At 58.9% G+C, this 10,636-nt stretch carries 11 protein-coding genes; 2 read left to right on the top strand and 9 right to left on the bottom strand.

Features of this window, described 5'->3' with window-relative positions; genetic code table 11:
• Window positions 1-95 precede the first annotated feature (95 nt).
• The 8 genes from RQH62_RS24370 to RQH62_RS24335 all read right to left on the bottom strand — a co-directional run bounded on the left by RQH62_RS24370 (window position 96) and on the right by RQH62_RS24335 (window position 8,497).
• Complete coding sequence (locus RQH62_RS24370; RefSeq protein ID WP_311271239.1) at window positions 96-776, bottom strand: glycosyltransferase; 681 nt, start codon at window positions 774-776, stop codon at window positions 96-98.
• Window positions 773-1,360: an SAM-dependent methyltransferase gene (locus RQH62_RS24365; protein ID WP_311271238.1), complete on the bottom strand. Its 588-nt coding sequence runs from the start codon at window positions 1,358-1,360 to the stop codon at window positions 773-775. Before RQH62_RS24365 ends, RQH62_RS24370 begins: the two co-directional genes overlap by 4 nt.
• Window positions 1,357-2,046, bottom strand: a complete 690-nt coding sequence (locus tag RQH62_RS24360) for a PIG-L family deacetylase (protein ID WP_311271240.1) — start codon at window positions 2,044-2,046, stop codon at window positions 1,357-1,359. Before RQH62_RS24360 ends, RQH62_RS24365 begins: the two co-directional genes overlap by 4 nt.
• Complete coding sequence (locus RQH62_RS24355) at window positions 2,046-3,173, bottom strand: acyl-CoA dehydrogenase family protein (RefSeq protein WP_311271237.1); 1,128 nt, start codon at window positions 3,171-3,173, stop codon at window positions 2,046-2,048. Before RQH62_RS24355 ends, RQH62_RS24360 begins: the two co-directional genes overlap by 1 nt.
• Window positions 3,170-4,216 (bottom strand): glycosyltransferase, encoded by a 1,047-nt coding sequence (locus RQH62_RS24350; protein ID WP_311271236.1) that lies wholly within the window; start codon window positions 4,214-4,216, stop codon window positions 3,170-3,172. The genes RQH62_RS24355 and RQH62_RS24350 overlap by 4 nt, the downstream gene beginning before the upstream one ends.
• Window positions 4,213-5,184, bottom strand: a complete 972-nt coding sequence (locus RQH62_RS24345; protein ID WP_311271235.1) for a glycosyltransferase family A protein — start codon at window positions 5,182-5,184, stop codon at window positions 4,213-4,215. Before RQH62_RS24345 ends, RQH62_RS24350 begins: the two co-directional genes overlap by 4 nt.
• Window positions 5,177-6,331, bottom strand: coding sequence for a glycosyltransferase family 4 protein (locus RQH62_RS24340; RefSeq protein WP_311271234.1), 1,155 nt, complete (start codon window positions 6,329-6,331; stop codon window positions 5,177-5,179). The genes RQH62_RS24345 and RQH62_RS24340 overlap by 8 nt, the downstream gene beginning before the upstream one ends.
• Window positions 6,332-6,403: 72 nt before the next feature.
• Window positions 6,404-8,497 carry a catalase gene (locus tag RQH62_RS24335; RefSeq protein WP_311271233.1) on the bottom strand — a complete coding sequence of 698 codons (2,094 nt, stop codon included), beginning with the start codon at window positions 8,495-8,497 and terminating at the stop codon, window positions 6,404-6,406.
• Window positions 8,498-8,897: 400 nt separating this feature from the next.
• On the opposite strand from RQH62_RS24335, the gene RQH62_RS24330 reads away from it, so the two are divergent.
• Window positions 8,898-9,650 (top strand): Crp/Fnr family transcriptional regulator, encoded by a 753-nt coding sequence (locus tag RQH62_RS24330; protein WP_311271232.1) that lies wholly within the window; start codon window positions 8,898-8,900, stop codon window positions 9,648-9,650.
• Window positions 9,629-9,838 (top strand): hypothetical protein, encoded by a 210-nt coding sequence (locus RQH62_RS24325; protein ID WP_311271231.1) that lies wholly within the window; start codon window positions 9,629-9,631, stop codon window positions 9,836-9,838. Before RQH62_RS24330 ends, RQH62_RS24325 begins: the two co-directional genes overlap by 22 nt.
• A 131-nt stretch (window positions 9,839-9,969) precedes the next feature.
• Here RQH62_RS24325 and RQH62_RS24320 read toward each other — a convergent pair whose 3' ends face one another.
• Window positions 9,970-10,398: an NUDIX hydrolase gene (locus RQH62_RS24320; RefSeq protein WP_311271230.1), complete on the bottom strand. Its 429-nt coding sequence runs from the start codon at window positions 10,396-10,398 to the stop codon at window positions 9,970-9,972.
• Window positions 10,399-10,636: the final 238 nt, after the last annotated feature.

Genomic DNA, 10,636 nt, shown 5'->3' with positions numbered 1-10,636 from the left:
CTCCAAAACCAACATCCCGATCTCGCCGCCTGAAAATCCAGGCAGCTGTTTAAACCATCGAAATGAGGGGGCCCTTTTGGACGCCGATCACCCCGCTAACGGGGTCCTTTTTGCACGCCGATCCACAGGTCAAATACGTCATGATGCTGATGAAAGGCGCCAGCGCCGCCTTTGAACAGGAGCGGAATGCCTGCATCCCGCGCCCGGAAGCCAAAGTCCGTATCCTCCGCGCCATAGCCATCAAAGGCTTCATCAAAACCCCTTAGATCATTGAACCGATGCCGACGGATGCCGAAAACCAATGACCAGAAGAGCCCGGCATTGGCCTCCTCTCGAATGCCTTTCGCCGGGAATGCGCGGATGGGATGGGATTTGGCTGATAGCTTGAGACGATCTTCTTCCCACCCATCACGAGCGTCTGTTGGCCCCAGATATAAGGCTTCCGCGCAGATCAGCGCGTCGGCGCGTTCGAGCTGATAGTTCATTTCCCCTAAAAGATGGCGCATGGGTATGCAGTCCACATCCAGGAAGAGAAGATGCTCACCCATTGCTGCGTGCGCCGCAGCGTTGCGAGCGGCGGCGAGCGGCAAACCGGTCCGCTCCAGCGTAACAAGGCGAATCGGGAATGGGGCTTTAGGTGCGATCAGGGCAGGCGTGCTGCCCATATCGACAATGACAAGTTCATCAGGAAAAACGACGCTGCGCCTCAACCCTTCCACCAGTTCGGCAAGATGGTCCTCCCGGTTCTTGACGATGGTCAGAACGCTGATGCTCACAGGGCACGCCGCCACAGATCGAGACGATAGCGTGGCCGTCGGCAGGCGGTGACCACCGTCATCGCGTTGGTCAGTAATCCGGACAGCTTGGCGACCGCGTCGTCACCGCTTTGTGGATAGTCGGTGTCTCCGGTAAAATGCACGAGCAGAAGGTCACCGCCTACAAGCAGATGCGCTTCCAGCCAATCGGCCGCACGACCAATGTCAATATCGTCCCAATAATATGCGACCTCGGACAGGACTATCAATTCGAACTGCCCGGAGGGTGCCGTTCGAGGAAAAGCCATTTGTTCGAATGTGACGTGATCGAGATGGGCCGTACGCTGTTTAGCGGCTGCCAGCGCGGTTTCGCTCACGTCGATGGACAGCAGGGATTTGCATAAGGCGCTGAGTTTCAAGGTCAGCATTCCTTTGGCGCAACCCACTTCAAAACCGCTGGCATAGTTCCGGCTGCCAAGTGCCGCTATGCTGTCCTCGAACTTCGCTTGCTCATAAGAGCTGGTTTCCAGATCCCACGGATCGCTCGTCCCGCTAAACATGCGCTCGAAATAATCCGGTTCCAGGGTCGTTCGATGTCGGTTCATGGGCGCTTCCTGACGTAAAGAAGGTCGTGCGGCGCCATCGATCGCTTGTCTCTTGGCAGACGAAAGCCAAGGCCGTGCGAGGCGGTAAGCTGGCTGCGATGGGCTGCAAGGGCGTTGCGCCTGACGCCCGGCGACATGGACGGCGTGATAAGCGTCTTGTGCGTTCGGCTACTAGGTGCTTCACCCCAAACGCAATATTCAGCGACGGTGATCCGGCCTCGCGATCTGATCCTGACAGCATGAGCCAAGCCAGCTGCCGCAGCATGGTCGCAATGCGGCTCGTGAGGGGCAGTCGTCGCCAGGACATCTACTCGTAGTCGTCTGCACAACGCAGCAAGTTTGCGGTAACTTCTGCCGAAAAGCACCGAACCTGGCACTTCAGGCGTTGCGTCCTTCCATCCAAGGCATAAGGGCGCTTTGACTTGTAAGCCTGAAAGTCGCCGCAACGCCTGCCGCCCCTCGCGCTGACGGGCAGCGACGATCGAGCCTGCTTTCCCATTTTTAAGCGGATGCGACCCCGACCCATCGGTCAGATAGACAAGACCAGCGAATTTTCCTGCTTTGGCCATATGGGCGATGAGTGCGCCCGTACCCAGCGTTTCATCGTCAGGGTGCGGGGCAATGACGAGCCAGCGAAGGGCACGCCATGGCCTTGCGGTCAGGGGATGTGCGCCGATGCGCCCCATCACCATAGGATATCTCCGCTGCCCCAGGCATCATGATCGAGCCATGCGATCGCTGCCTGATCCTTTGCATAATCGGGTCCGGCCTGTCTCAAATAGACGCTCAGATCCCGGATGATCTTGTCGATACGGTGCCCATCGACGGCGCTGCGCGTGCCGATGATCCGGCTTGCCAATTCCATAACGTCGAGCGCTGCCCGTTCGACGACGCCACGGGTCATGCGGGCGAACGCCGGACCATCTTCGTCACCCGCCGCTGCGCGGGTGGCGCATTCGCGAACCCACAGATAAGCAGATCGTGCCGCAACAACCGCATCGGCGAATTTGGCGCGCTGCAACGGATCTTCGCGGGCTGCTGTCGTCATGGCGGCGCGGGTTTCGGTTAACAGTGCCTCGACACCGCCGAGCTGGACAGCGGTAAAGCGCCACGCACCAGTCGTGAAGTCTGGCTCCAGGTCATAGTCGCCGCCATTTCCCAGAAGAGCGTCGGGTCCAACGGACACACCACTTAAGTCGTAAATCCCGCTTCCTGTCGCGCGCATGCCGCGCATACGCCACTGCGAAAGGTCCGTTCGCGACGCTTCATCCGCCGGAACGATGACAAGCTGCCTTGGACCACCCGATGGCTTCGCCGTGATGATCGCATGGGTCAGCCCGCCCGCCCCGGTCGCAAAGGATTTGGCGCCTTCCAGGGTCCAGTTGCTATTTGCGCCGCTGAGGCGGACTCCGGGCCGTGGTTCGGTCGCCCAGACGCCGAACAGCGCACCATCGTGCAATTGCTTGTGCAGGGCCGCGCATTGGACAGCCGTGCCAAACCAGTCGAACAGCAGCAACGCGTTGACATGCCCTTCATACAGCCGCCCGACGCTAAGGTCAGCACGTCCAATGATGCGCAGGACAGACATCATGGACATATATTGAGACTGACGGTCAGGAAAGATGTCGCCGCCGGCACTGATCGGCGCGAAGGGGTGCAGCAATCCGGCTCCCCGCAGTAGCTTCACGCTCTCAATTGGAAATACCGGAGCAGTATCATAGCGTGTACCGAGGTTACCAAGAGGCTCTGCGATAGCTTGCGCCCGCTGCGCCGGCGTGTTGCTTTCTATCGGCTTTACATCAGCGATGCTCATGCGGCCTCCTCCTGTCCAGGGCAGGTGGCGCCCGCTACCATGTCGAGCCATTCGGCAGCCCTGCGCGCGCCATTGGGATCGTGCAGCTTTTGCCGGGCCTCTGGCGACAATGCCAGCGTATCGCGTATCAGCTGTTGCCACCGCTCAGGCTGGGGCCAACTATCAACAACCAAGGCTGCGCCGACTTCCCCCAGCCGTTGCGCCGTCGTGCGTTGCTCATCATAAGGCCGGTCCTGGGCTATGCAGACGAAAGGGCGATCGGCGGCAAGCACGCTGCCTACCAATCCATCGCCGGCTGCCCCAACCACCAGGGTCGCGCGGGCAATCTCACGATCGGAATCCTGCACCCAGCCAAGGATGGCAAGGTTCGAGGGAGGATCATGCGGCATCGAGCATGGTCCGATCACCCGCCAATGCCATTGCGGACAGCATCGGGCGGCCTGTGCGAAGGCTTCGCCATCGCCTGACTGACCTCCGCGACCTACAACGATCAGGATCGTGGGATCGGCATTTCTCGTAGGGGTTGGGCGGCCTGTTGTGATGCCGGGAAGATAGCGCGTCTTTTTTCGCACCCATGTCGGGGTGGAGGCCGCGTCCAGATCCTGATGAAAGGGTGCCATCAACGCCGTAGCACCCTGGAATGCGTCCAGATGGGGCCGGTCGGTCCGATCGCCGTTCAACCGGACATAGACAATCGGGACAGACGCCAGACGCGCCATCATGGCGATTTCAACAGACACATCGACAACCATGAGGGCGGGCCTATGAATGTCGATCCACTGTGCGATCGTCGCGATCCGCAAACGGATGCCTTCATGATCCAGCGGAGCATAGTGCAGGCTGTCGGGCCGGCAATAAGATCCATCTGCGCCATCGAACGCACGGGTGTCGAGGCGATCATCGGCAAGGTCTATACCCAGTGAACCAATCCCTGTCCCAAGAAGGACGATACGGCCCATTGATGCATTGGCGATGGCACGCGCGCGGGCCAAATGCCCGGCACCATGATGATGGACATAATAGCCGATCGGCCGGAGGCTCATCGTCCTGCCTCCAGTTGCATATCGTGTGGCATGGGCGGAAGGCACGCCTCATGGTGCGCGATATTCGCACCGCCATCGGTACGCTGGCGCATGGATTTGCGCCATGTCGCACGCTCGATCCAATGGTCGAAGGCTGGCGCCATGGGTGGGTTCTTCGACTCTGCTGCCTTGAACAGGGCACGCATTCCCGCTGCCATGCCACCTTCGGCTCGCCCATCGGTTCTGGGTGAGACACGGACATAGACATCGGCAGGATGCGCCAGCCTGCCCCCCATGGCGACGGCCGCCTGGACCAGCGCGCGATCTTCCCCAGTCGGAAGGAGCGGAACGCCGCCACAAGCGAGATATAAGGCTGCTCGAATGGCGACGGATGCGCCTGTATGATCGCCGTGCCGCGGCGCCGGATCCCATATAACAGGATCGATGCGATCCTCGATCTCGCGCACCTTCGACCAATAATTATCCCATGCCCGCTGCAACTGCGTCACGGATGGCGGTAAAGGCTCATTTTCCTCGTCGACGACGATCTTTCCACCGACCAGATCAGCGCCTCGCCCGAAAGCCGCCGCAATGTTGCTCAGCCAATCGACAGGTGGGCGTACATCCGCATCCGTGCTGACAAGAATTCCTGCCTCAAGGCTGGAAAGGGACCCAAGCCCTTCTGTCATGGCTAATCGCCGCGCAGATCCTGCATGCGCCAAAGCCGCCGGGAATTCGGCCACCACGACCCGGATATCCAGTCGCCCGGCATGACGCGTCCGTGCTTCGCCAATCCTCTCCAGGCTTTCGTCCGTCGTATTGTTTACGGCGATCGAGACGCAGATGATTCCGGGCCACGACTGCGCGGCGATGGCGTCCAACAATGTAGCAATCCGCTCACCTTCATTGCGCGCCGGGACACACACGCACAGAGAAACCGGCGAAGTGCCGCACTCCAGTGAGGCAAGGCGGGGTGCCGGTTCAGCCATGTAACGGGGCTTCCATCACAGTCTTGGATTGTTGAGTGAGCGCAGACGGCATCAAATCTTCGCGCGCCTTACCCACCAGTCGCAACCGAGCGTCACCGCCCACGACAAGTCTGCGATAGAGAGCTTCATAGGCATCGATCATACGACCAGCGTCGCAGACTTGCTCGGCGCGACGGCGGCATGCGCGGCGATCAAGAGACAGGGCCGCAAAGGTCGACCGCGCCAGCGATTCGACGTCATCTGGAGAAGCCAACACACCGCACGAATCATCCAGAATGTCGGGTATCGCACCTCGTGCAAAAGCGGCTACCGGCACGCCGCAGGCAAGCGCTTCGGCCACGACCAATCCGTAAGGCTCCTCCCAGAGAGGCGTACACATGAAAGCGCGTGCGCCGGCTACCAACTTTGCAAGCGCCCCATGCGCGAGATGGCCGACATGGATGGCGTCGGCACCCAGATGCGGGGCAATCTGTTCTCGAAAATAGACTTCGTCGAGGATCGGTCCTGCGATCTTGAGTGGCATTCCAACTTGTTTTGCGGCCACGATCGCGAGGTGCAGCCCCTTTTCCGGAACGATCCGTCCATACCAGACCAAATAGGCCTCCGTGTCGGGCGCAGGGTGAAAAGAGAACCGATCCAGGTCGATGCCGTTCATGATAACCGAGTCAACCGGCAGAACATGGTTCCATAATTTGCCAACGGCATGGGAAACAGCGACGAACGCGTTGTTGCGCGCCCGGCAGAGGCGAATGCCGCTCTCAAGCCAGCAAAAAGGCGGTGTGTGCAGCGTGGTCACCATCGGCATCGGCAGACTGTCGGCCATCGTTACCGGGATATAATGCAGGCTATTATTGTGGATGACGTCGAAACGCCGATGGCGAAGCTCGCTCATCAGGCTGAGATAGGCATGATGCTCCTTGAAGAACGCCACATCCGGCGCCTCTGCCGTGCCCACCGTACTGATCGCCGTCTCCGAACAAATCGCTTCCAGGCCCAGACCAGGCTCCGATCGCGAAGAGGCGAATATGGTTACGGCATGTCCCCGATCCCGCAGCGACCGGGCGAGGAGATGCGTGTGCATTTCCAATCCACCCGCAAATGGCTCGGCAATCGGATATTTAAGGTGGGCGATAATGCCGATCCGCATATGGCGTCGTCCTTACAGGTTGGCAAGGAGGGCCGGCATGTGGTCGGCCCTCGATAGAAATGGATGAAAAGCTCAGCTTTCGGGCTGAGCATCCAAATCGACGGCAGCCTCGCGGGCCCAGTGACGCAGGGCCCTGCACGCCTGGATGAACGCCTGGGCGTCGGACGGTTTCGCGATCGGAAGGCAGGCCTCGTCCAGATCTTCCGCTATACCCGCCTTGACGAAAATGGCCTCAGCGTCCTTGCCGATGCCGATATATTTGCAATGAGCAAAGGCATCGGTCACAAAATCCCTGGCGGCTGCATCAAGAGCCAGAGCAGCAGCGCCTTTCGCAGACACCAGAATAGCGACCGCGTCGAACAGGACGGAAGGTCCGCCATCGATCTTATGTTTGGCCGCTACTGTAGTGCCGTCGGACAAGGTCACGCCCGCGATCTTTGGCGCAATCACTTCATATACCGCGCCTTCATCATCGATAGCCTTGAGCAGCGCTTTGAAGATGGCTGCATCAGTGCCATCGCTCAGCAATATGCCAAGTTTGCGACCCTTGAAGCTGTCGGGTCCATTCTTGACGATGCTCAGCGCGTTGGAGGGTGGAAGATCATTAACAGGGTCGCGCGCGGCGACCGCCGCCTCAGGCAGATCGATACCAAGTCCATCCGCGACCGTCTCAGCCAGCGCCGCATCGACATGGATGAGATGAGATACGGTGCGCGAGCGTATATCGGGCCGCTCGACCTTCGACAGTTCGAACACCAGGGCGTCGCCGATATGCTTTTGTTCGCTCGGAGCCTGGCTGATGAAGAATTGCCGAGCCTGGCTATAATGATCGGCGAAACTCTCCGACCGCACACGCTGTTTCGGCCCATCGGCCGTTTCTGCAAAGCTGGTGAAGCCGCGCACCGGGTCTTCACGGGGGCCACCTTGGGTAGGCCCCCAGCTATTGGGCTCATAGTTCACGCGGCCCTTGGGGTTGCGCATGGCCATATGACCGTCCTGCTGGAAATGGGCCATCGGACATTTGGGGGCATTGATGGGCAGGTGGGTGAAGTTGGTGCTGCCCAGGCGTTTGATCTGCGTATCGAGATAGGAGAAGTTGCGTCCCTGCAGGAGCGGATCGTTCGAGAAATCGATGCCCGGCGGAACATTCTGCGTCATGAATGCAACCTGCTCTGTCTCGGCGAAGAAATTGTCGACGACACGATCGAGCACCAGCCGTCCGACGATACGAACCGGCACCAGTTCCTCCGGAATGAGCTTGGTCGCATCGAGAATGTCGAAGTCGAAACTATCCGCAAAAGCGTCATCGAAAAGCTGGACACCCAATTCCCATTCAGGAAAATCGCCAGCATTGATCGCATCCCAAAGGTCGCGACGATGGAAATCGGGGTCGGCGCCGTTGATCTTCACCGCCTCGTTCCAGACTACAGATTGCAGCCCCTGTTTGGGCTTCCAATGGAACTTGACGAAGGTGGACTTGCCTTCACTGTCCACGAACCGGAAGGTATGGACGCCAAAGCCTTCGATCGTCCGAAGCGAGCGCGGAATGGTCCGATCGGACATGATCCACATGATCATGTGCATGCTCTCGGGCGTCAGGCTGATGAAATCCCAGAAATTGTCATGGGCGGTCTGCGCTTGGGGGAAATCCCGGTCCGGTTCGGGCTTGGCGGCATGGATGAGGTCAGGGAATTTAATGGCGTCTTGGATGAAGAAGACAGGAATATTATTGCCGACCAGATCCCAATTGCCCTCCTGCGTGTAGAGCTTCACTGCAAAGCCGCGAACATCGCGGGCAAGGTCGGGCGATCCCTTTGAACCTGCAACCGTTGAGAAGCGGACGAACGCGGGGGTACGCTCTCCGACCCGTTGAAACACATCGGCGCGCGTGACGTCAGCCAGGCTCTCGGTCAGTTCGAAATAACCGTGCGCGCCATATCCGCGCGCGTGGACGACGCGCTCGGGAATGCGTTCATGATCGAAATGGAACATCTTTTCGCGAAAATGCGCGTCCTCAAGCAGGGCAGGTCCGCGCGCGCCCTGCTTGAGGCTGTTCTGATCATCGGCCACCGGGATGCCATGTTGGGTCGTGAGGGTTGCGATGTCGCCGCCCGCGACCTGATGGGTTTCCCCACCGCTGCCCTGAGCCTCGGTATAGGTCGGCATTATCGCCGCATCGGCGGGCAGTGCAGGGGCTTTCTCAGGACTTTCTCCACCGATGCCTGAAGAAGACAAGTCGGCAGCTGTGACTTTCGATTTGACGCCTGCCTTGGCTTTGCTGGATTTCGACGGCGGTGGAGTTTTGGCCATGATCATCCTCATCTAATTGGCGATTATCGCAATGAGGGCTGGAGCCGATCGGATCGGACGATGGCAGCCCTGACGGCGGTAGAGATGCAGTCAGGAACAGGCAGCTCTGCGCGAAGTTGCCAGGTCGGGGCGTAAATTAACCTGTGTCATCACGATTGTGAGGATCAGCGAAGCAACGGCTAGGCGCGCGGCCCGTTATAGCTACGCACTGGCGTCCGCTGGAGCAGTTTCTACATTTTGACAGGATCAGGCCTTCATGTTCACCGAGCGGTTTCTCAGACACAGGCGCGGCGTGCACCTTGAAATTGAGGAGCGGGCGCGGCTTGAAACGGCCATCGGTGAGATCAAGACGTTGCCGCCGCGGACCAATGTCGTGGTGGCAGGTGAGGAGTTGAGCCAAAGCATATTGCTGCTCGAAGGCTTTATGTCCCGCTATATCGACGATCGCAACGGCTTGCGGCAGCTCGTTGCGGTGCATGTGCCGGGCGATTTTGTCGATCTCCATGCGTTCCCGCTGAAAATTCTCGACCATGATGTGGCTACGATGACGGCTGCTACAGTCGCGATAGTGCCGCATTCCGAGTTGGAAGCGATCACGCATGACCTGCCCGCATTGTCACGCAAATTATGGTTTTCCACACTGATCGATGCCGCAATCCATCGTGCGTGGCTATTTCGCCTCGGGCGGCTTGATGCGGTAGGTCGGGTCGCGCATTTCATTAGCGAGACGAACGTCCGCCTTATGTCGGCGGGCCTGAGCGACGGCCGGCGCTTCGCGCTTGGTCTTATTCAGTCCGATCTGGCTGAAATCTGTGGACTGACGAACGTGCATATCAACCGCGTTTTGCGCCAGCTACGCGAGGAGCGGCTATGTGTTTTTCGTTCGTCCCTCGTGGAAATTTTGAACCCTGAAAAATTGGCTGCCGTGGGTCAGTTCAATCCGGCTTATCTTTATATCGATCTACAATCCGCCGAAGCTCCGTCCTCATGCCCAAGGCCAATTACATGATAGAATTTTCAAATACGCCACAGCCCTTGAGTGAGCCGGGAAATGCGAGCGCAGAAGATGGTCTGGTCATTCTGGACGGCCCAAATGGCGTTGCTATTACGATGACGGCAGACGCGGCGCGGAAAACCGGAGATAGTCTGATTTCAGCTGCCGAGATCGCGGACCGGCAGGCCGATAATATGGCATGATCGTCATGTCAGCTGCTTTGAGGAAGTGCTCCGCGAAAGTTGACCGTCCCTAACTGAAGACCAAAAGCCCTGGCTGAGTGGCAACAAAGGGTCGAAATTGCAAGGCAGTGGATCGGACGTGGTCAATCCATTCAGACTTTAAGGCGCGCTCGATCCGATTGAGCAAAACGCTTGAGAAGGGAGCGTAGCTCTTCGCTTTCGACCATCTCGGTAATCTGTCCCGCTAGAATCCAACGCCTTTGCCGAAAATCCATTTCCGGCCAGGTTTGCAGCTCTACCGTCACGCGCATCGGGAACGTATGAACCGGAATCTCGATCGCGGTCCCATATCCGACTTTCTTTCGCAGATAATATGTCTCGAACGGTGTTTCCGCAACCGAGCCTATTACGCCGGCCTCTTCAAACGCCTCCCGCGCTGCCGAAGCGTGAGGTAACATTCCGCTGACCGTTCCCTTTGGCAGAACCCAGCGTCCCTTCCTTCGAGAGGTGATGAGCAACAGGGAAAACCTATTGGCCTCATCTAGGCGAAAAGGAATGGCTGCCGACTGAATCTTCTTCATGTGCGAGAATGTAGCTAAGCCGTGTGCGTCCGCTATACATATTCCGACGAGAAGGCATCCTTAGGCAATGTCCGCAATTAGGCGACAGAGCTTGGCTCAGGAAAGACCGAAAAGGGTGTGCGCCGTGCAAAGGCGGCACTTTCTAGCGGGTGAAAGGCCCGCCCGGCGATGCTCCAGCCGGAAGCAACCGGGGCAGGCATGGAGGTGACGAAATGTCTGAAGCCCCCGGATGACGGTC

Origin of the sequence: Sphingobium sp. WCS2017Hpa-17, from assembly GCF_031843765.1 — a bacterium.
Classification (GTDB): domain Bacteria; phylum Pseudomonadota; class Alphaproteobacteria; order Sphingomonadales; family Sphingomonadaceae; genus Sphingobium.
This window is presented reverse-complemented; position numbering and strand designations above follow the sequence as displayed.